The sequence below is a fragment of the Colwellia asteriadis genome (assembly GCF_039523295.1).
Taxonomy (GTDB): Bacteria; Pseudomonadota; Gammaproteobacteria; order Enterobacterales; family Alteromonadaceae; genus Colwellia; species Colwellia asteriadis.
Genome location: NZ_BAAAFA010000010.1, coordinates 1 through 22296, shown reverse-complemented (window position 1 = coordinate 22296; position 22296 = coordinate 1). Strand labels below are relative to the sequence as shown.

The following is a 22296-nucleotide window of genomic DNA, read 5'->3' as shown; positions in this document are numbered from 1 at the left end:
CTTGCCTAGGGGCTGTTGACCTTTCGCGGTTAAATTTTGTTCGAGATAAAAGCGTTTTAATCACGGCGGACAGTGTGTTGCCTAGTCATTCTAAGCAAATACTGTTCAACAAAGAGTAAAACGCTTTTAGCCGAATCCTTCGGACAGCATTTGTTGGGTATTTTTACTGCGTTATCACCTTTTTATGTGGCGCTACATGGATGTAGCTTATTAGACAATGCAGGAGCTTATTGTCCTGAATAACCACACAACAAAGGCTCTGCCTTGTATAAATACCCAACAAAAAGCTGCAAAAACAATCTCGAAAGGTCAACAGTCCCTAATTAATTGGCGTTAACTCAATGGAGTAATTAATAGGTTAGCTAAGAAAATAAATTAACCTTTATATCCTGTAGCTACCAAATAAACTTCTCTTGAACGTGCTCTTGATGATTCAGGCTTACGGGTTTTAACGGTTTTAAAAACAGCTCTAACATCTTTCATGTATTGCTCAAAGCCAGCCCCTTGGAATACTTTCACCACGAAAGCACCATTAGGCTTTAACACTTCACTACACATATCTAGTGCAAGCTCAACTAAGTACATACTACGTGCAGAGTCAGCACTTTCGTTACCTGTCATATTTGCGGCCATGTCAGACATAACAACGTCAATATTTTTCCCGCTAATGCGCTCAAGTAATGCTTCTAATACCGCCTCTTCTCGAAAGTCACCTTCTAAGAAATCAACACCGGCAATGGCATCCATAGGTAATATGTCGCATGCAACTACTTGCCCTTTATCGCCAACGGCTTTTACCGCATATTCAGACCAACCTCCTGGCGCAGCGCCTAGATCAACCACTTTCATACCAGGTTTAATTAATTTATCTTTATTATTTATTTCTTCTATTTTAAAAACAGCACGAGAGCGTAAACCTAAACGCTGCGCTTTTTTAACATATTCATCTTCAAAGTGCTCATCAAGCCAGCGCTGGCTACTTACTTTGTGTTTTTTATTCGTCATGTTTGCTTACTCATTAAAAGCACATTAATTTATTGAGATTATACCATTAGGATTGAGGAAGTAGCCAAAGTCGACTGTAATAAATTTTATCAGGTGACTTAAAGCGACTCATTTATAACAGATTATAAAATTAGTGCGATTGGTATTAGTATTAATTACTAGATAAGGGTAAAATAGCGTCAATTCAAGCCAACAGATAATGAAATTGAGTAATGAGCTTAAACAAAAAACAAATTCAACACCTTAAAGGTGTAGCGCACCCTTTAAAACCAGTGGTTTTACTTGGTAGTAATGGTTTAACTGAGGCCGTTGTTGCTGAAATTGATTATGCCTTAAATCATCATGAATTAATTAAAGTAAAAATTCCAACAGATGACAGAGAAACAAAGGCATTAATTGTTGAAGCAATTTGTCGTGAAACTAATGCAACCCAAGTACAAGTTATTGGTAAAACATTAGTCATTTATCGTCAAAGTGCAGAGAAAAAGATCCATATTCCTAAGATCTAATATTATTGCTGAGCCGATAATACCTTTGCGCGAAATTGTAAAATATTTCGCGCAAAGTATGAAATAACATGCAAAGCATTATTATTCTTTAGCCGTGTTATCCTCCACCATGGTAATAACTTTTTCAACCAGCTTTACTCTACCTGAGTCAACAAGCGCCTTTCTTAATACATACTCTATTTGTGCATTAACACTACGTAACTCATCGTCAGACCAACGCTGCATTGCAGCAAGAACCTCTGGATTAATTCTTAAAGGGTAGCTTTTTTTAGCTGCCATTATTACTCCTCTGCTGATGTTTGATCACTTATCACAAATAATAAACCTAAAACTATAAAAGTAATCTATTTACTTAAGTTGCACATGATTAATACAAACTACCAGTATTAACAACGGGTTGCGTACTTTTATCACTACACAACACCACAAGTAAGTTACTCACCATTGCCGCTTTTCGTTCTTCATCTAACTCGACAATATGCTTCGCTGAAAGCTGGCTTAATGCCATTTCAACCATACCAACCGCACCATCAACAATCATACTTCGTGCGGCGATAATAGCTGATGCCTGCTGCCTTTGTAACATCGCGTTGGCTATTTCGGGGGCATAAGCTAAGTGGCTAATACGTGCTTCGTGAACTTTCATACCTGCTTTACCTAAACGTTGTTGAATTTCTTCTTTTAGCGCTTGAGATATTTCCTGCGGATGGCTTCGCAAGGCAATTTCATCACCTTCATGTTGATCATAAGGATAACTAATCGCCATATTACGCAGCGCTGATTCACTTTGAATATTAACAAAACTAAGGTAGTCATCGACTTCAAAGAAAGCTTCAGCGGTATCATCAACTGACCAAACAACCACAGTTGCAATTTCAATAGGGTTACCATGGTAGTCGTTAACTTTCATTTGGTTAGATTCAAAATTGCGAATACGCAAAGAAATGCTTTTGCGAATAAACAAAGGAATTGTCCATTGTAAGCCGTTTGATTTAACCGTTCCGACGTAGCTGCCAAAAAACGTCATCACCATAGCCTGATTAGGTTGTACCATAAAGAAACCAGGAATAGTCAGTACCGCTATCATTGCAACAATAACAGTAGCAATATTGATGTTATTAGTTGCCGCTTGACTCAAAACAAAGCCTGCAATGACTAACAATATTACAAAAACTGCATAACCATTTAATGAAAAACCTTTTTTCTCTTGCATAAACACCTCGGATAAAGTGATATCAAAAAGATATCATTTGGAATGACTTTGATTATATTGTCTTTTGTTATTTTGTCAATAACAGCCCTAGTTCAAAGCAATAAAAAACCCCAGACTCAAAAGAGTATGGGGTTTTTATTTTCAATCAAGTTAGCTAGTTCTATCAATTAACTCGAGCAATTGACTCGATTAACTAACGGGTAAACTAAATGTGATCAACGGCAATAATTTCATATTCAACAACGCCGCCAGGGGTTGTTATTTCAATTTCGCTATCAACCATTTTACCAATTAAACCACGGGCAATAGGTGAACTAATTGATATACGGTTTTGCTTAATATCCGCTTCATCATCACCAACGATTTGATAAGTAACTTCAGCTTCTGTTTCAATATTAAGTAACGTAACTGTTGTACCAAATAACACTTTACCTGTATTGGTAATTTTTGATACATCAATAATTTGAGCGTTGCCCAACTTACCTTCAATATCTTGAATTCGTCCTTCACAGAAGCCTTGTTGCTCACGCGCTGCATGGTATTCTGCATTTTCTTTCAAGTCACCATGCTCACGAGCATCGGCAATTGCAGCAACAATTTCTGGACGTTTTACTGTTTTCAATTGGTTTAGCTCTTCACGCAATCTATCTGCGCCTTGAACTGTCATTGGATATTGGCTCATAATCTCTTCTTTTTAAAGAAAAAAGTTGTTAAAAAACAACTTTTTTATTTTGATCCGCGTCTATTCTTTTTACAATAATAAGAACCTAGTCATACTTAACTAGCCTTGAAATAACGTTTTTAAGCCGTTATTTCAAGGTGACAATTAGAATACTTTATTTACAACGTGTATGTAGTTCTTGAATTGATGTTACCGTATTACGGTCATCAGCGGCATGCGACATACAAGCAGCGAACGCAGCATTTAACGTTGTAGTGTAAGCTACTTTATAACGTAATGCCCCGCCACGTAAAACTTTTGAATCTTCAATCGCTTTACGACCTTCTGTTGTATTAATAATGTAGCTGTACTCACTGTTTTTGATTCTATCAAGAATATGTGGACGACCTTCATGTACTTTATTAACGCGGCGAACTGGCACACCTGCTTCACGTAAAATAATCTCTGTGCCGTGCGTTGCATCAAGCTCGTAACCTAAATCAACCATGATTTTAGCTAACTCTAATACTCGCTCTTTATCGCTATCACGAACAGAAATTAACGCGCGACCTTCTTTAGGTACTGATACACCAGCGCCTAAGTTAGCTTTAGCGTAAGCTTCTTCAAAAGTATTACCAACACCCATTACTTCACCTGTTGAGCGCATTTCTGGGCCAACAAGCGGGTCACTACCGTGGAACTTGTTAAAAGGAATAACGACTTCTTTAACAGAGAAGTATGGTGGAATAACTTCTTCAACAATACCCTGCTCTTTTAGAGATTTCCCTGCCATAACACGCGCACCAACTTTGGCTAAAGGTACAGATGTAGCTTTAGAGACAAATGGAATAGTTCGTGCTGCACGAGGGTTTACTTCAATTAAGTAAACTTTGCCATCTTTAACCGCCATTTGCGTATTCATTAAGCCAATAACACCTAGCTCAAACGCTAAATCGGTTACTTGCTTACGCATAATATCTTGTACTTCTTGACTTAAGCTGTATGCAGGAAGTGAACATGCACTATCACCCGAGTGAACGCCTGCTTGTTCAATGTGCTGCATAATGCCGCCAACAACAACATCGGTACCATCACATACTACGTCAATATCAACTTCAATGGCATCATCAAGGAAGTGATCAAGTAATACTGGTGAGTCATTTGATACGCTTACCGCTTCTGTCATATAGCGACGCAAGTCTTCTAAGTCATAAACGATTTCCATCGCACGACCACCTAATACATAAGATGGGCGAACAACTAATGGGAAGCCAATACTTTCGGCTTTTGCCATTGCTTCATCAAGTGAAGTAACCGTTGCATTTTCTGGTTGTAGTAAACCTAAACGGTCAACCGCTTGTTGAAAACGCTCACGATCTTCCGCACGGTCAATAGCATCTGGTGAGGTACCAATAATTGGTACTCCTGCCGCTTCTAAAGCACGGGCTAGCTTAAGTGGTGTTTGACCACCGTACTGTACGATAACGCCTTTAGGCTTTTCAATACGAACAATTTCAAGTACGTCTTCAAAAGTAATTGACTCAAAGTATAAACGATCTGATGTATCGTAATCGGTAGAAACTGTTTCAGGGTTACAGTTAACCATAATAGTTTCATAACCGTCTTCACGTAATGCTAAAGCTGCATGTACACAGCAGTAATCAAATTCAATACCTTGACCAATACGGTTTGGACCACCACCTAAAATCATGATTTTGTCACGATTACTCGGGTTAGCTTCACACTCTTCATCATAAGTAGAGTACATGTAAGCGGTATCTGAGCTAAACTCAGCCGCACAGGTATCAACACGCTTATACACAGGGTAAATATCTGCAGCATGGCGCTTTTTACGAATTTCAGTTTCGCTAACACCAATAACACTAGCAAGGCGAGAGTCAGCAAAACCTTTACGTTTAAGTTTACGTAAGTAATCGGGGGTTAATACTTTTAAACCACCATCAGCAACATTTGCTTCTTCTTTGATGATATCTTCAATTTGAACTAAGAACCAACGGTCAATCTTAGTAGCGTTAAAGATATCTTCTACCGTTAAACCTAAACGGAATGCATCCGCAATGTACCAAATACGGTCAGCACCTGCTTCTTGAAGCTCATGCATGATTTTAGTTTTAGCGCCTGGTTGGCTCACATCAACAATTGGATCAAAACCGTTTACGCCAACTTCTAAGCCGCGTAATGCTTTTTGCATTGACTCTTGTTGGTTACGGCCAATAGCCATGACTTCACCAACAGATTTCATTTGCGTCGTTAAACGGTCTTCTGAGCCTGCGAATTTTTCAAAGTTAAAACGTGGGATCTTAGTTACAACGTAATCTATTGTTGGTTCAAATGATGCTGGTGTTTTTCCGCCAGTAATATCATTAGATAACTCATCAAGTGTGTAACCTACCGCAAGTTTTGCCGCAATTTTAGCAATTGGGAAACCAGTTGCCTTTGATGCTAAAGCTGATGAGCGAGATACACGTGGATTCATTTCGATAATAACCATACGGCCTGTATCTGGACAAATACCAAACTGTACGTTTGAACCACCAGTTTCAACACCAATTTCACGTAATACCGCTAATGAAGCGTTACGCATGATTTGGTATTCTTTATCTGTTAACGTTTGTGCTGGTGCTACGGTAATTGAGTCACCCGTATGAATACCCATAGGGTCAAAGTTTTCGATAGAACAAATAATGATACAGTTATCATTTTTGTCACGAACTACTTCCATTTCATACTCTTTCCAACCAATTAATGATTCATCAATCAATAGTTCATTAGTTGGTGATAAATCTAAACCACGAGTACAGATTTCATCAAACTCTTCAATGTTATAAGCGATACCACCACCGGTACCACCCATAGTAAATGAAGGGCGAATAATACATGGGAAGCCAATGCGCTTTGATGTTTCATGCGCTTCTTCAATAGTATGTACGATTTCTGCACGTGGACATTCTAAACCAATGTTTTTCATTGCTTGGTCAAAACGTTCACGGTTTTCTGCTTTGTCAATTGCATCAGCTGTAGCGCCAATCATTTCAACATTAAACTCTTTTAATACGCCTTTAGCTTCAAGTTCTAGCGCACAGTTTAATGCAGTTTGACCACCCATTGTTGGCAATACTGCACATGGGCGTTCTTTTTCAATAATTTTACGAACAACTTCCCAATGAATTGGCTCAATGTAAGTAGCATCGGCCATCTCTGGGTCAGTCATAATTGTTGCAGGGTTAGAGTTAACTAAAATAACTCGATAGCCTTCTTCGCGAAGGGCTTTACACGCTTGTGCACCTGAATAATCAAACTCACAGGCTTGGCCAATAACGATTGGTCCAGCGCCTAAGATCAAGATACTTTTTAAATCAGTTCTTTTTGCCATGGTTGTCTTTCTCTCTTGTCTTGTGAGTTTATTGGTTTTCTTTAAATACTTTAATTAAATCAATAAAGTGATCAAATAATGGTGCCGCATCATGTGGTCCAGGGCTTGCTTCAGGGTGACCTTGGAAGCTAAATGCTGGCTTATCGGTTAAATGAATACCTTGAATTGAGCCATCAAATAATGAAGTATGCGTCACTTTAATGTTAGCTGGAATGTTAGCTTCATCAATTGCAAAACCATGGTTTTGTGAAGTTATCATTACCACATCGCGCGCATGATCTTTTACTGGGTGGTTAGCGCCGTGGTGACCAAACTTCATTTTTAATGTAGTTGCACCGCTCGCTAAACCTAATAATTGATGACCTAAACAAATACCAAATACTGGAATATCTGTTGTTAAGAACTCTTTAATTGCCGTAATTGCGTAGTCACATGGCTCTGGGTCACCTGGGCCATTAGATAGGAAAATACCATCTGGATTCATCGCAAGTACTTCGCTAGCAGGTGTTTGAGCTGGCACAACGGTTAACTTACAACCACGGTCTACTAACATGCGTAATATGTTACTTTTTGCGCCAAAGTCATAAGCGACAACATGGTAATCGTAACTCGCTGGTTTAGTGAAACCGGTACCTTCACCATCGGCTACTTTCAGTGTCCAGCTACCTTCGTCCCATTGATATTGTTCTTTAGTTGAAACAACTTTAGCTAAGTCCATGCCTTTAAGACCTGGAAATGATTTAGCTTGCGCTAAGGCTTTTTCTTGCTCTGCTACTAAGCTTTCTTCATCGCTATCTGATACATTCACGATACAACCGTTTTGTGCGCCTTTCTCACGTAAAATACGTGTTAATTTACGCGTATCAATATCAGCTATACCTAAAATGTTATGCGCTATTAGGTACTCACTTAAGCTTTGTTCATTACGGAAGTTACTTGCTAGTAAAGGTAAATCACGAATAACTAACCCTTTAGCTACAATACTATTCGATTCTTTATCTTCGCTATTTGTACCTGTATTACCAATATGTGGGTAAGTTAGGGTAATAATTTGCTCTGCGTAAGAGGGGTCGGTTAGAATTTCTTGATAACCTGTCATTGAGGTATTAAATACCACCTCACCAACAGCCGATCCTTTTGCACCAATTGCGGTGCCTTTAAACACAGTGCCGTCTTCAAGCACTAAAATAGCAGATGTAGCCAATGTAACCTCCAAAGGAAGAAAAAATAAACGCAAAATTTGCACATAAAAAATGTCAAAAACTTAAATTCCTCTAAATTTTTGACAAAATCCACTTATTTTACGCTTGTAGTATTATTTCGTCTAGTAATAAATCATAAAAAACAGCTCTTTTAGGTGATTTTGTTTTCAAACCGTCAAAAAGAGCACTTATCTTCGTTATAACATCCTAAAAACAAGTTAAAAATTATAATCAGGATGGTTTTATCAACCTTTTAGCTTTTTAATCCTTTAACCCTAAAACGTCTTGCATATCATAAAAACCATTGTCTGCATTTTGCAGCCAAAAAGCAGCTCGCATTGCACCTAGTGCAAAAGTCATACGTGAACTAGCTTTATGGGTTATTTCAAGGCGCTCACCTAAATCAGCAAAAAAAGCAGTATGCTCACCTACAATATCGCCGGCTCTTACTGTCGCAAAACCAATGGTTTCTTTTTTACGTTCTTCGGTGATTCCTTCTCGGCCATAAACTGCAACCTCATTAAGGTTTCGCCCTAATTCATCGGCAATCACTTGTCCCATTTTTACCGCAGTACCTGACGGTGCATCCTTCTTAAAACGGTGATGGGCTTCAAAAATCTCTATATCAGTATAGTCGCCAATCGCTTTTGCGGTAATTTGTAGTAATTTAAACATTAGGTTTACACCAACACTGGTGTTAGGCGCTAAAATTACCGGCATAGTGTTACCTGCGTTTTTAATGGTAGCAACTTGTTCGTCGCTAAAGCCTGTTGTGCCTATCACTAAGGCTTTTTGATGTTCGTTACACCAAGCTAAGTTTTCTAACGTGGTTTCTATTGAAGTAAAATCAATAAACACGTCGGCATGACTTAACTGTGTTAATGATGTTGAAGTTTTTAGACCAATTGCGCCGATACCTGCTAATTCACCTAAATCAAAATCAACAAAAGATGAACTTTCACGCACACTACCACCCACTAGCTCAATGCTTTCGTGTTCATGTGCCGCTTGTATTAAATTACGTCCCATGCGGCCGCTACAACCTAAAATAGCTACTTTTACTTTCATACTTTTCTCTTTGAGTTTTCTTTAAAAGGCAATTTAAAAAATAGTTAAATTGCCTTTAATAGTTTTTAATTGATGCTGTTTAATATATTAAGGTGCCATTAGTTAAGCAGTAACCGATATTGAGAATGAATGCTCTAGTGATAATGAATTACTAAGCTCATGAGAAATGACATTCATTATTTTTAATTCATCAGCTACAACTAACACATGATATAGCGCAGTAAAATCAGCAAAAATCTGCTGGTTACCATCGAAAAAATCCCAATCAATGCTCACTAAAAAAACCGTTTCGTCTATTTGTTGGTAACTGGCTTTTCTCGCTACTATATTAGAGGTTTCAGCTTCTTTTAACTGAGTAAATATTTCCCCTAGTGCTGCATGGCACTCTTGCTCATTAACAACAAGCGTTAACTTATCAGGCGTATTTAATGTACAAGGTAAGTGATAGCAACTAGCAATCCCCGCTAAGTTGTACGTTTTAAAGTACTGCAAGTAACGAGTAAAAAGATTAGTTATTTTGTTAGTATTCATTCTTAATATCAGTTCAATAAAAAGCCCTCAACGGAGGGCTTTAAAAATAACTTACTTAATGCTTAATAACTCAACATCAAATACTAACGTTGCATAAGGAGGAATAGCACCTTGTGAACCACGTTCGCCGTAAGCTAAGTTATAAGGAATAGCTAAACGCCATTTTGAACCTTCAGTCATTAACTGTAATGCTTCAGTCCAGCCAGCAATAACACCATTTACTGGGAATTCAGCAGGTTGTCCACGCTCTACAGAGCTATCAAATACATCGCCATTTGCAAATGTACCATGGTAATGAACACTTACTGTGCTATCTGCTGCTGGCTTTTCGCCTTCACCAGTAGTAATTACTTCGTATTGTAAACCTGATTCAGTTACAGTGACTTCTGCACGTTGAGCATTTTCAGCTAAAAAGGCTTCGCCTGCAGCTGCTGCTTCTTTGGCTGCTGCTTGCTCTAGCTCTTGTAATTTTTTAGAAACAACAGTGAATGCTTCATTTAAATCTTCATCCGATACTTGGCTTGCAGCATCAGCTAATGCATCAGCAATACCTGCTTGTACTGCCGTAATATCAAACTCTTTAAAAGGGTTGTTACGTAATTGGTCACCTAGTTGACGACCTACACCATAGCTTACACGTTGTTCAATTGTTTCAAATGACATTATTCACTAACTCCAGATATTATCAGCCATTCATAGACTGAATATTTTTAGATAGGGTTTAAAATTTGTCGGATTTTATCATAAATCTTTACGTCACTGTAGTGTAGTAACAAAGTAAATCGTAATAAATTATACGATGGCTTAATAAAGCTATTATTAAAGCACTCTATTTCTTTATGGTCGCAATAAAGCGCATTAATCTTTACATAATCCTCCCAACCCCATTTAGCCATCTAAACATCTATATTGACAGTTTCTGTTATGCTTTTATAATGCACTCTATTGTTGATAATACAGAACATTACTATGAATCATGAAGAACAACCTTCACCTACATTTACTAAGCCAAGTTTAATTACTCCAAAACTCAGTGCGTTATTACCTTTTGCGGTGTTTTTAAGCCTATTTTTAGGTACCGGCATTATATTAACGTTACAAGGTGTCTATTCTGCCTTTTCTCAATTACCTGCAAGTATTGCTATTATCCCAGCGATCTTGGTAGCGATATATGCCGGTATGCGAATAGGTACAGGCTCACTTAACCAACAAATTGCTCAATTTATCTCTGGTGCAGGTAATAGCAACATTACTACCATGTGTGTTATTTACTTATTAGCAGGTGCTTTTGCGGTGGTAGCAAAAGCGACAGGCAGTGTTGATGCAAGTGTAGAGTTAGGGCTAGCCATTTTTCCAGATTATCTACTACTGCCTGGTTTGTTTCTGGTTGCTGCACTTTTATCTACAGCTATGGGCACATCAATGGGAACCATTGCCGCAATCACTCCCATTGCACTTGGATTTATCGACTCAGCACAGCTTGATGCAGCGCTTGTTGCTGGTTGTATTGTTTCTGGTGCAATTTTTGGCGATAACTTATCTATTATTTCAGATACCACGATAGCCTCAACGCGCAGTCAAGGCGCACATATGAAAGATAAGTTTAAAGTAAATTTTAAATTTGCCGTACCTGCAGCGTTAATCTGTTTGGTGGCTTTTGCTATTTTAGGTGGAGAGGTCAATCATAGTATTAGCAGTGATGCTTCGTTAATTGGCCTGCTCCCTTACGCGGTTATTTTAGTTCTAGCTTTGATGGGGGTTAATGTTTTTGCTGTATTAGTTGCAGGAATAATACTCGCCGCTGTTATAGGTATGTTAACGAGTGATTATCAAGTATCCGCTTGGGTAAACGACATTAATAGTGGCTTTGCAAGCATGCAAGATATATTCATTTTATCTTTATTTATGGGGGGGTTAAGTGAGTTAGTAAGACAACAAGGTGGTTTAGCTGCATTAACAAAGGCAATAGAGTCACTCGCTAGAAAATTAAGTCCAAGTAATAATAAGCGTGCCGCTGGTTTTGGTATTGCCGGTCTAGCTTTTCTGTGTAATTTTTTTACTGCTAATAATACCGTATCAATTATAGTGACCGGCGACACCGCTAAAAACCTCGCCACTGACGGCGAATTAAGTCCGGCAGAGTCAGCAAGTTTGTTAGACGTTTTTGCTTGTATCAACCAAGGGTTATTGCCTTATGGCGCTCAAGCTTTATTATTAGGGGCCACCTTAAAGATTTCACCTATCGAGGTGGCAAGCCACGCTTTCTATCCTATGGTATTATTTTTTGTTGCCGGCTTTTCTTTTTGGCGATTAACCCGAAAAAACAACTAACTTCATGCTATGATCAATAAATGATTAAAGGATTTTGTATCAAAAGCATTTTTTAAGTGAAGACTAGAGGCTGTTGAACTTTCGCGATTAAATTTCGTTCGAGATAAAAGCGTTTTAATCACGCAAGACAGTGTGTTGCCTAGTCATTCTAAGCAAATACTGTTCAACAAAGAGCTGCAAAAACAATCTCGAAAGTTCAACAGTCCCTAAGGTAATAACATACGGATGAAACTTTACTGCTCCCCCGACTTATTCCACCTAATTGCCCAGCGGTTTTTATCTTTGCGCTGGCGTTTATTAGGCTGGAGTACTCCTTTACTTATATTATTTACGTTAATACAGGCACAAATTAACGCCAACACACCAACGCTGCTAGTTTGGTTAGCCTTTTTGATTTTGTTTAGTGGTTTGCAGTTGCTGGTATTTAGCGCTTTTATTTGGTTTTTTCAGCAACTTCCCTCGAAAAAAGAAGCGGCTAAAATATCTTCGGAAAAAAGTAAATCGTCCAGTTATTGGTTTAAACTTTACCGAGCAGTTGAATGGTGCGAAGCGGTATTATTTTTTATTTTATTACCAATGCCAACGTTGATATTTTTATACGCGATCATTGTCGTCGGCTAACCCCTCCATTAAGCTAACAACACAATAAAATAAAATAAAATAAAACACATTAGCTATTATGTCGGCTAATGTGTGTTTGTTACGCTTAAATATGTCGTTGTTTTTGTGCGTAAAGCGCTAAAGCAGCAAAAATCACAACAATAGCTGGCGCAAGGTATACTGTTGGTATATTCGCCAACTGCGCTGCCAGCAAACTTGTTAGCCAAACGGTTAATAAACCATAGCCAACCGCACAAATAAAAATAAAAGCGCACAGTCGTACAATTAAGTGTTGCTTGCTTAAGAGTTTTTTTATGCTGGCATTAATGTCGTTACCAAAAATCACCAGTAATGTGGCAATAATAGCCAAAGCAATTTGATATTGGTAAGGTCGACACCAAAGCCCAAGCTCATTTAAAGCAGATAATATCAACGCTTTCATAAGGTAATATTATGTTCAGTAAACAGTGCAATTAGCTCGTCTTCCGTCAGCACTTTAACTCCTAAGTCTTGCGCTTTCGTCAATTTAGAGCCTGCTTTATCACCGGCAACTAAATAATGAGTATTTTTTGAGACACTGCCTGATACTTTGGCACCAAGCGATTGTAATCCTGCTTTAGCTTCGCTTCTGCCCATTCGAGTTAGTGTCCCTGTTAATACAAAGGTTTGCTCGGCTAAGGGCTGCTCATCAGCAGATTTTTTCACAATATCAGGCCACGACATTAACTCGGCTAAGGCACTAACAACCGATATATTATGGGATTCTTTAAAAAAGTTAATAATATTTTTAGCCACGACCTCACCCACATCGGGTACCGCTTGCAACTGCTCTATCGTTGCCTCTTCAATGGCAGTTAAGGTATAAAAATGTGCGGCTAAGTTACCAGCAGTTGCCTCTCCAACTTCACGAATACCTAGACCATAAATAAACTTAGCCAAAGTAGTATTTTTTGCTTTTTCTAGCGAGGTAATTAATTTAGTGGCTGACTTTTGCCCCATACGTTCCATTGTCGATACTTGTACTTCAGTTAAATTAAACAAATCAGCAGGTGTGTTAATCATGTTCTCATCGACTAATTGTTCAACCAGTTTATCGCCTAAGCCGTCAATATCATGTGCCTTACGTGATGAAAAGTGTTTAATCGCTTCTTTACGCTGCGCGGGACAAAACAGTCCTGCAGTACAACGTAAAACGGCTTCACCTTCGGGCTTTGCAACGTCAGAGTCACATACTGGACAAGTACTAGGGAAAACCACATCACGCGCATTTTCAGGGCGTTTAGCTAACACTACGCTAACAATTTGTGGGATTACATCACCCGCGCGGCGAATAATAACCGTATCAGATATTTTTAACCCTAAACGCGTAATTTCGTCTTGATTATGCAAAGTTGCATTAGAAACAGTAACACCACCAACAAAAACAGGTTTTAATCGGGCTACAGGGGTTATTGCGCCAGTTCTACCTACTTGAAACTCAACATCTTCAACGGTTGTTAACTCTTCTTGCGCAGGGAATTTATAAGCAATAGCCCAGCGCGGTGCTCGCGCAACAAAACCTAAGCGTTTTTGCTGATTAATATCATCAACTTTAAATACCGTTCCATCAATTTCATAACTCAACGCGGCGCGCTTGCTGAGAATGTTTTGATAAAATGCTTCACTCTCATTTTCATTTGATAACAAGCGTACTTCTGGACACATAGGCAAGCCCAACAGCTTTATTTGACATAAACGCTGATAGTGAGAGCTTTCAAAAAATTCTTCAGTTAACTCATCACCTTGCAAGTTACCGACAAAACCCAAGCTGTAAGCATAAAAAGCCAAATTACGTTTAGCTGTTATTTTAGAGTCGAGCTGACGTAAACTACCTGCGGCGGCATTTCTCGGGTTAGCAAATATTTTGTCACCACGTTTTTTGGCTTGCTCATTAAGCTGCTCAAAGCTTGCTTTTGGCATAAATACTTCACCGCGCACTTCGACAACCTCAGGGTAATCAGTCTCCAATACGCCAATTAACTTCAATGGTATAGACTTAATAGTACGAATATTTTCAGTAATATTTTCACCAATGGCGCCATCGCCACGCGTCGCTGCTTGTACGAGAATACCTTTTTCATATCGAAGGCTTACCGCTAAACCATCAAGTTTAGGCTCGGCACAAAGCGTTAGAGCCTTATTACTATGTAAACGCTCTTTATTACGCTTTATAAAACTGTTGAAGTCAGCTAAATCAAATACATTATCAAGAGATAGCATCGGTAATTGGTGCGTTACTTGAGTAAATGCTTTTAACGCTAAGCCACCTACTTTTTGACTTGGGGAGTCGGTAGTTTTAAGTGTTGGGTTCTCTTGCTCTAGGGCAATTAATGCCTGCATTAATCTGTCGTATTCTGCATCAGGAACACTTGGCTCGTCTAAAACATAATATTGATGATTATATTGATTAATTAGTTTTTTTATTTCATTGATTTGTTCAGTGGGGTTTGACATATAAATGCTTCAATAAGGCTATAGAAAAAGAATAAAATAAGTGGCGATAATACTAAGAATTATATGGGTTAATTAGAAACCATTTGACGACTTTTTAACGGTAAGTTAGCTCAAAACACTATAATTACCAACACACAACCTAAGCAGTAATAGAGCTTGTATATTGGTAATTATTATTCGTTATTACTTTAAGCGGAAGCTATACGGTTTAAGCGATCGAACTCACGAATTTTACTCATATAATGCTGCTCTGTTTGTTGAGTCATGACATTTCTTTTATCATCGAGAATTTGCGCATTAAACTCTGTAGCTAACTGTTTGGCAGCGTTAAGCATCTGCTCAAAAACAACAAAAGGATCACCGTGGTTAGGTAACATCATAAACAAGCTAACCCCAGCCGTTGCAAAGGTTTCCATGCTATCTAAATCAAACGATCCCGGCTGCATCATGTTCGCTAAGCTGAAAGTAACATCACCATTACCGGCGTTATCTTGATGACGATGAAAAATATTCATTTCGCCATATTTAAGCCCTAAAGTTAATAAGCTTGGTAATAGTGCGGCACCTAACATTTGTTGATTGGCAGGCATAACTACTGATAAGACAATAACCTGTGGCTCAACTTTTTCAGCGGTTTGGCTAACGGTGTCTACCGTACTTTGAGTATCGCTCACTTGTTCTGTATTAGTTTCTTGTACTGGCTCAGCAAAGTTAATTTCCATTTGTTCACGCTTTACAGGCTCTTTATTAACAGGAGGTTTAACACGAGACGGTTTTGCTTTAATTACGGGTTGCTGATAAACGGGCTCTCTTTTTACTTTTGTGTTTTCTTTAGCTAGTTCTAGCTCGGGTTCAGGTTGAGTCTCGCTTGTTGCCACTTGTTGCGTTAAAACAAGATCGTCTCCTAATTCTTCTTTACTAAAGGTTTTAGGAGGCCCTTCATTAAACCAGTCACTATTTTGGGCTGAATCAAGCTCGGTATTAATTAAAGCTTCACTTTCATTAATCGATGTATGCTCTTCTTCGAAGCTATTTTCAACTGGCTGATTTGTTGTATCTTGCCATGACGATTGTTTTTTTACCGTCACTTGACCAATACCATCTTGATCAAAACCACTACCGTCAAAATCACGAGAAACAGGCTCTACCCGTTCTTTTGTTGCTTTGAGTTTATAAGGGTTCTTCTGCTTACGAATAGTCCATAAACCATGTACAAAAATAGCGCCAATCACAAGGACACTAATAATAATTAATACGTTTCTGAAGTTATCTTCCATTTTTTAAGCCTGTTTACTAACCGTGTTGATATATTACATACGCTATTCGTTACGTTCTGCGTAACATCATATCAAGCAACTTTATCAGAAACTTTGGTATTTTGTAACAAGTTAGTGCTGTTATTACACTGAGGCGCAATTTATACTGTGTCATCGTTTTTAATGCGCTAACATCTTTATTTAATTATAAAAAGTACTCTTAAATGGAAAACTCTATGCGTACATTACCTGTAACTTCTAATGGAGCCAGTTATTTTTTTCGTGGCTTGGAATTGATCACTCACAAAAGCTTAAGAAAATTTGTCTTTATTCCGCTGGCAATTAACATCATGCTCTTTTCTATTGCGTTGTATTTTATGGTATTAGAGCTTGAGCATTACATGAACGCCTTACTCGGCTGGCTCCCCAATTGGCTTAATTGGTTAAGTATGGTGTTATGGCCACTTGCCGTACTCACTATTTTGGTGGTTTTTTCTTTTGTTTTTAGTAGCGCTGCCAATTGGCTAGCTGCGCCTTTTAACGGTTTATTATCTGAAAAAGCAGAAGCACTTTTATCGGGTGACTCCCTTCCCCAAGAAAGCAATTTCGCTGTAATTAAGGACATTCCCAGAACACTAAAACGTGAAGCTAGTAAGCTCTATTATTACTTACCAAGAGCTATAGGCTTTTTTATCATTATGTGGTTTTTACCCGTAATAGGCCAAATCATTTGGTTTTTATTTGTTACTTGGATGATGGCTATTCAATACAAGGATTACCCGTTTGATAACCATAAAGTGCCGTTTAATGAAATGAAAGTAGCATTAAAACAAAAACAAGGCTTAAGCTATAGTTTTGGGGCAACCATCGCTATATTCTCTATGTTACCAATTATTAATTTTATTGTAATGCCTGTTGCTATTTGCGGTGCAACAGCGATATGGGTAGATCACTATAAAAATAATTTTGTCACTCGAACATACTAATTTTTATTTAAGCAAGTTTTATCTATTCTTTAAACAAATTGTTGATGTTACCAACAAAAATAGGCTTTTTATCGCCTAAGCGATAAAAATCGGATATATTGAAATAAATTTATAAAGTAAAATATTCAACAGCAGGAAGTTACCACAAATGAAAGTATTACAACAACCGCAACTAACTATCGTTTTGACGGTGATTTATGCCAGCATCAGTTTTTCTGCTACAGCAAACACTAGCCAAAGCACAAGTTCCGATCATCCTAAAGCGATGATGAGTGGTGCTGCTTACAAGTTTACGGTTAATGAAGAGCCTGATGTTGTTATTCCAAAACTATCAACACCTGATATTGTTAATGCCAAAAACTCTGACAATAGTCCAGATGATACCTCCGCTACTGAACCTCGTACAGCAAAACCTTTAGCAAGTAACCCTACACTATTTTTGGAACACATCACCAAAAGTGAGAACCAGTTTATTCCTGTAATACAAGACGCTATTATTTTCGCTAATTTTGATGATGAACTGCCCGCTATTGTTAACTATTATACTTTTGCAAACCAAGCTCATATTATCAAGTTTTATCAAGAGGCTTATGGAGAGTTAGTGAGTCAGGGTACTCAGTACGGTCGTTTGACGTTGCACTTTCGTGCTAATGAACAGCAAATACGGGTGATTATTTCACCACAAGATAAAAAGCAACAAGTTGACGTTATTGTCACTTTATTAGATAAAAACACGCTTCTGTAGTTAGTTTTCTCAATTTAATAACTCAATGTTATCAATACCCACTGAGCGGCTTACTTTGCGGCCGCTCATCGCTGCTGATCAAGACATGTTTTGTCAGCTATACACTAGTAAGCATACCATGGCTTATATGTCAGCTCCCTATAGCGCAGAAAAAGCTAAAAAGACTTTCTATAGCGCTCTACATTTTAATAAAAACCAAAACCGCGTCATTAACACTTGGGCTATTACTTTGAAGTGCTTAAACGCTCCTTATACAGCGACAAATATGAGTTTTGGTATTGTCATGGTATACGATGAATGGAAGCAAGAAAGACTCGCTAATATTGAGATTGGCGTATTGCTCTTACCTGAAGTAACTAAACAAGGGTTTGCTAAAGAAGCATTAATGGGTTTATTAGGTTATTGCTTTAACAAGCTATCTTTAACCCAAGTTAACATTCGCTTTCATCAAGACAATAACTTAATGCAAATTATTGCTAGAAAGTTAGGCTTTACATCACTCGCTCACAAATCGCCTAACAATTTATCGCTCAGTAAAAGCAAATCGACACTTAAGAGTAAAAATGCCATGTTAGTGCAGCAATTAACTGCACAACAATGGCAAGCCGGTCATGTTTAAAATCATTAAAATAGGCGCACACGCGTAGAAGGAATATTATGAAGGGGAGTTTAGTTTGCGTAGGCACTGGCATGATGCTTGGTGCTCATATTAGCCCTATTTGTCAAAGCCATATAGAGCATGCCGATGTGGTTTTCTCTTTAATGGCCTCTGCAATTACTGAGCGCTGGTTAGCAGAAAAAAATAATGATGTACGTAGCTTACAAAGCTTTTATCAAGAAGGTAAAAACCGCAACCACAGTTACAATGAAATGGTTAACGCCATTATTGATGAAGTAAAAGCAGGTAAAAAAGTAGTGGCAGCTTTTTATGGTCACCCAGGAGTTTTTGCTTGTGTTGCTCACCGTGCAATAAAAATAGCTCATATTGAAGGGTTTAATGCTCACATGGAGCCAGGGATATCTGCTGAATCATGCTTATATGCAGATTTATCGATAGACCCAGGTAGCTATGGCTGCGCTCACTTTGAAGCGAGTCAGTTTTTATTTTATCAACGCCAGATAGATACCAGTGCATATTTAGTACTATGGCAAGTAGGTTTTACTGGTGACAGGTCATTAACAAAATTTAATACTGATAAAGCTTATAAACAAGTTTTAGTGGACTTATTAACGACATTTTATCCTGATGATCATCTCGTAATATTATATCAAGCAAAAGTACTACCAATAGAAACAGTGCGAGCCGATAAAGTGCCTTTAAATGAGCTAGCAAGTCATAAAATTTATCAACATACTACACTGGTCATTCCACCAACAAAGAAAATGCTAGTAAATCAAGTCATACTTGATAAACTCGAAGGCTTAGGGCGAAAAAGTAACCAGCCCAAACTTAAATTAGTTTAACGCTTAATTATAAAAACAAGGATATTCTATGAAAAGTAACACTGTTAACAATCTCATTACTGATGCCGAAAAAAATACGATTAAATTAATTGAACAACTGGCGACACAGTCGACACTTCAAGAGTTACAACCTAAAAGTCATGCGATTAAAAGTACAGACATCACATGCGAATTAAAGAAAGCACTACTTGAGCAAGATATTTCGAGTTTAGAAGCTCAACTTAACCTTAGTGGTAACATAAAGTGTGTCGGAATTTTTCCTGCTGAAGACGAAGAAGAGCAAACAGATGAGCAAGAAGGTGATCAAGAAGATAACAAAGAAGCACAAAGCCTCATAAAATTTGCCATTTAACTTACTCATTGACCAAATAAGCCGAGTAACTATTACTCGGCAGTTATAAAATTAATATGTTGATAAATCTCTCTCATAAATACAATTTTTTACATAAGCTTTATTTAGGCTTATTTTATGCGCTTTTTATACTGTGTAGTCACGCTAGTTATGCCACTCAAGGTGTTAGTGAAAATAACCTTTTAAATATCGATAGTATGCTAATTGAGGCTGATAAACTACGTAGCCATGCTCCTGCTTTAGGGCAAGAGATCATTACCAAACTAGAGAATAATATTACTAAGTTAAGCGAGTCTCAACGCCATCATTTAACTTACCTTAGTGCTTCCAAATCAATTTATCAGGGAAACTACCTTGAAGGCGAAAAAAAATTCTTAGCTTTATTAGGCTCGAACACCAGTGAGTTAATCAAATTCAGAGCAAACTATAGTTTGATAAATCTATATACGTTACAACAACGTTGGCAAGAAGGTTTACAGCAAGTAGCCAAGGTACTGACAACCAGAAAGAGTATTGAAGGGGATGAACACTTTAAATTAGCACTTGTGTCAGTAATAGCCTTCTATAACCAAATTGAGCAATACCAGTTAGCTCTTGATTATAGTGAGCAGCTATTACACAACATCAGTGAAAAAAGAACTCATTGTATAGTTAATCAATTGGTATTATTGGCTAAATTAGAAACCCAACAACTATCTATTAAAAGCAATGAATTAACAAAAGGCATTGAAGTTTGCCAACAAGCCAATGAACCGATTTTTACAGGAATTATTCGAAGTTACCAAGCTCGCTTGCATTTAAATGAAAAAAACGCAGATGATGCGATTAATGCCCTACTGCCACATTTAAATGCTGTTAAGTCTACCCATTATAAAGTTTTGATTAGCTTAACTTATAATTTATTAGCGCAGGCATATCATTTGAAAAGTGATATAGATAAGACAAAAGAATATGCTCTTTTAGCTGAAGATGTAGGCGGTGGTTTAACAAAAAATAAAGAGATTGCGGCAACTTACAAACTACTTTTTCAAATTGCGGAGCAAGAAGGTAACTTTGAACAGGCTTTATATTTTCATAAAAAATATAGCCAAGCGACGCAAAAACACCTCGATGAAGTGCAGGCAAAACAAATCGCATTCCAATTAGCTAAACACAATGATTACGCGAATAAACAGCGTATAGAGCAACAAAATCAGCAAATTGATTTACTTAGTGTTCAACATCTATTAACTAAAAAACAAGCTGAAAACTCATTACTTTTGATTATGCTTTTAATCGTATTTTTAATGGCACTTGCTTTATGGGCTTATAAATCATGGTTAGTTCAGCAACGTTTAAAACAGTTAACCGAGTATGACAGTTTAACCAAGGTACATAGCAGAGGTCACTTTATTCAGCTCGCAAAAAGTTCCTTAAAGCACTGTCAAAAAACAGAGCAGCCATTAACTTGTGTATTATTTGATTTAGATAATTTCAAACGCATTAATGATAACTACGGTCATGCTATAGGCGATAAAGCCTTAAAAGAAGTCGCGAGAGTCTGTAGAAAAATTGGTCGGCAAAATGATATTTTAGGTCGCTTAGGTGGCGAGGAGTTCGCCTATATATTACCAGGGTGTAGCGTTATTATCGCCGAAGATATAGCCCAACGATGTCGATTAAGTATTCAACAAATTGACTATAAGGCTTTAGGTCTTAATGACCAAATAACGGCAAGCTTTGGTATAAGTGATGTTGCTATATCTGGCTTTGAGTTAACTGACTTACTCGGTGATGCTGATAGTGCGATGTATGCTTCTAAAGAACACGGAAGAAATTGCGTTAATACTTTTAGATAGTACCTTTAGAGTGTACCTTTAGAGAGTACTATTAAAAACAATAATTCAGGTATTACAAAGTCAGATTATTTACTATTTCACTGCTTTTTGATTTTATATTTAAATGCAGCGAACTTTATTAAATTATAACAAGTATTATCACACTTATAGCCTGAAAATCACTTCAATCTTATACTCCATTCGTAACCACATTAGGCGCAAGCGCTTGAAAGTATATTCATGGACGCCTTAGTATTAGAATGTCTTTTGTTCGTTTATTACTATTAACTTAACCTGATCTCGGCTTAACAAATGTTTCTCTAGCAGCTACTCTTCCTAACTTCTTCGTTAAATTTACTTGCAATAGCTCCCTATTGACGCGAAATTTGCTTTGCTTATCATATGAAAAGAAGAAAAACTATCAAGCTAGAGGTTCATGAAAGTAATTTTTGCTGATATTTCAATTTGTTAAATATCTCTTAAACCGAGTTCAGGTTAATTATTAGAGAAAGCCGCCATAAAAAAAGTAATAAAAAAGGGCTAATGCCCAATGCCAGTCAGTTAAGCTGACTGGCATTTTTCTTTTTATGGGGATACTTGGATGGTTTAGGTTTAACCCATCGGGGATATTTTCTATCTTCTCGGCGAGTCGGAAGCTTAAATAAGAGT

Annotated in this window: 21 protein-coding genes and 1 pseudogene; 10 read left to right on the top strand and 12 right to left on the bottom strand. The window is 37.7% G+C overall.

Annotated features, from left to right (window positions below; translation table 11 throughout):
* The first annotated feature begins 72 nt into the window (after positions 1-72).
* Positions 73-327, top strand: a pseudogene (locus tag ABD005_RS14250) (hypothetical protein).
* Between the two features lie 48 nt (positions 328-375).
* Here ABD005_RS14250 and rlmE read toward each other — a convergent pair.
* A complete protein-coding gene (gene rlmE, locus ABD005_RS14245; RefSeq protein ID WP_215980400.1) occupies positions 376-1005 on the bottom strand; it encodes a 23S rRNA (uridine(2552)-2'-O)-methyltransferase RlmE in 630 nt (209 codons plus the stop codon).
* 212 nt (positions 1006-1217) lie between these two features.
* Here rlmE and yhbY point away from each other — a divergent pair, with 212 nt between their 5' ends.
* Positions 1218-1514, top strand: coding sequence for a ribosome assembly RNA-binding protein YhbY (yhbY, locus tag ABD005_RS14240; RefSeq protein WP_215980401.1), 297 nt, complete (start codon positions 1218-1220; stop codon positions 1512-1514).
* Positions 1515-1595: 81 nt separating this feature from the next.
* On the opposite strand, the gene ABD005_RS14235 is transcribed toward yhbY, so the two are convergent.
* The 8 genes from ABD005_RS14235 to bamJ form a co-directional block, all read right to left on the bottom strand.
* Positions 1596-1793: a type II toxin-antitoxin system antitoxin gene (locus tag ABD005_RS14235; RefSeq protein WP_343818256.1), complete on the bottom strand. Its 198-nt coding sequence runs from the start codon at positions 1791-1793 to the stop codon at positions 1596-1598.
* A gap of 88 nt (positions 1794-1881) precedes the next feature.
* Positions 1882-2727: an SPFH domain-containing protein gene (locus tag ABD005_RS14230; protein WP_343818254.1), complete on the bottom strand. Its 846-nt coding sequence runs from the start codon at positions 2725-2727 to the stop codon at positions 1882-1884.
* 205 nt (positions 2728-2932) lie between these two features.
* Entirely contained in the window at positions 2933-3409 is a 477-nt protein-coding gene (greA, locus tag ABD005_RS14225; protein ID WP_215980404.1) for a transcription elongation factor GreA, read from the bottom strand.
* Between the two features lie 154 nt (positions 3410-3563).
* Entirely contained in the window at positions 3564-6782 is a 3219-nt protein-coding gene (gene carB, locus ABD005_RS14220) for a carbamoyl-phosphate synthase large subunit (protein WP_215980405.1), read from the bottom strand.
* A gap of 28 nt (positions 6783-6810) precedes the next feature.
* A complete protein-coding gene (gene carA, locus ABD005_RS14215) occupies positions 6811-7986 on the bottom strand; it encodes a glutamine-hydrolyzing carbamoyl-phosphate synthase small subunit (protein WP_215980406.1) in 1176 nt (391 codons plus the stop codon).
* Between the two features lie 259 nt (positions 7987-8245).
* Positions 8246-9052 (bottom strand): 4-hydroxy-tetrahydrodipicolinate reductase, encoded by an 807-nt coding sequence (dapB, locus tag ABD005_RS14210; RefSeq protein WP_343818253.1) that lies wholly within the window; start codon positions 9050-9052, stop codon positions 8246-8248.
* A gap of 102 nt (positions 9053-9154) precedes the next feature.
* Complete coding sequence (locus tag ABD005_RS14205; RefSeq protein WP_343818251.1) at positions 9155-9583, bottom strand: hypothetical protein; 429 nt, start codon at positions 9581-9583, stop codon at positions 9155-9157.
* Positions 9584-9634: 51 nt separating this feature from the next.
* Positions 9635-10246: a BamJ family beta-barrel-assembly machinery protein gene (gene bamJ, locus ABD005_RS14200; protein ID WP_215980409.1), complete on the bottom strand. Its 612-nt coding sequence runs from the start codon at positions 10244-10246 to the stop codon at positions 9635-9637.
* A gap of 306 nt (positions 10247-10552) precedes the next feature.
* On the opposite strand from bamJ, the gene ABD005_RS14195 reads away from it, so the two are divergent.
* Complete coding sequence (locus tag ABD005_RS14195; RefSeq protein WP_343818248.1) at positions 10553-11914, top strand: Na+/H+ antiporter NhaC family protein; 1362 nt, start codon at positions 10553-10555, stop codon at positions 11912-11914.
* Between the two features lie 225 nt (positions 11915-12139).
* Positions 12140-12535, top strand: a complete 396-nt coding sequence (locus ABD005_RS14190; RefSeq protein ID WP_343818247.1) for a hypothetical protein — start codon at positions 12140-12142, stop codon at positions 12533-12535.
* A gap of 85 nt (positions 12536-12620) precedes the next feature.
* Here the strand turns inward: ABD005_RS14190 and ABD005_RS14185 are convergent, their stop codons facing one another.
* The 3 genes from ABD005_RS14185 to zipA all read right to left on the bottom strand — a co-directional run bounded on the left by ABD005_RS14185 (position 12621) and on the right by zipA (position 16284).
* Positions 12621-12956, bottom strand: a complete 336-nt coding sequence (locus tag ABD005_RS14185; RefSeq protein WP_343818245.1) for a DUF3392 domain-containing protein — start codon at positions 12954-12956, stop codon at positions 12621-12623.
* Positions 12953-15007 (bottom strand): NAD-dependent DNA ligase LigA, encoded by a 2055-nt coding sequence (ligA, locus tag ABD005_RS14180; RefSeq protein ID WP_343818243.1) that lies wholly within the window; start codon positions 15005-15007, stop codon positions 12953-12955. Before ligA ends, ABD005_RS14185 begins: the two co-directional genes overlap by 4 nt.
* A gap of 188 nt (positions 15008-15195) precedes the next feature.
* A complete protein-coding gene (gene zipA / locus ABD005_RS14175) occupies positions 15196-16284 on the bottom strand; it encodes a cell division protein ZipA (protein ID WP_343818241.1) in 1089 nt (362 codons plus the stop codon).
* 203 nt (positions 16285-16487) lie between these two features.
* On the opposite strand from zipA, the gene cysZ reads away from it, so the two are divergent.
* From cysZ to ABD005_RS14145, 6 genes are all read left to right on the top strand, one after another.
* A complete protein-coding gene (gene cysZ / locus ABD005_RS14170) occupies positions 16488-17249 on the top strand; it encodes a sulfate transporter CysZ (RefSeq protein WP_343818239.1) in 762 nt (253 codons plus the stop codon).
* Between the two features lie 148 nt (positions 17250-17397).
* On the top strand, positions 17398-17994 hold the full coding sequence (locus ABD005_RS14165; RefSeq protein WP_343818237.1) for a hypothetical protein: 597 nt from the start codon (positions 17398-17400) through the stop codon (positions 17992-17994).
* 25 nt (positions 17995-18019) lie between these two features.
* Complete coding sequence (locus ABD005_RS14160) at positions 18020-18613, top strand: GNAT family N-acetyltransferase (RefSeq protein ID WP_343818235.1); 594 nt, start codon at positions 18020-18022, stop codon at positions 18611-18613.
* Positions 18614-18651: 38 nt separating this feature from the next.
* Positions 18652-19458 (top strand): SAM-dependent methyltransferase, encoded by an 807-nt coding sequence (locus ABD005_RS14155; protein ID WP_343818234.1) that lies wholly within the window; start codon positions 18652-18654, stop codon positions 19456-19458.
* Positions 19459-19486: 28 nt separating this feature from the next.
* Positions 19487-19810 carry a hypothetical protein gene (locus ABD005_RS14150; RefSeq protein ID WP_215980419.1) on the top strand — a complete coding sequence of 108 codons (324 nt, stop codon included), beginning with the start codon at positions 19487-19489 and terminating at the stop codon, positions 19808-19810.
* 56 nt (positions 19811-19866) lie between these two features.
* Positions 19867-21648: a GGDEF domain-containing protein gene (locus tag ABD005_RS14145; RefSeq protein WP_343818231.1), complete on the top strand. Its 1782-nt coding sequence runs from the start codon at positions 19867-19869 to the stop codon at positions 21646-21648.
* Positions 21649-22296 lie beyond the last annotated feature (648 nt).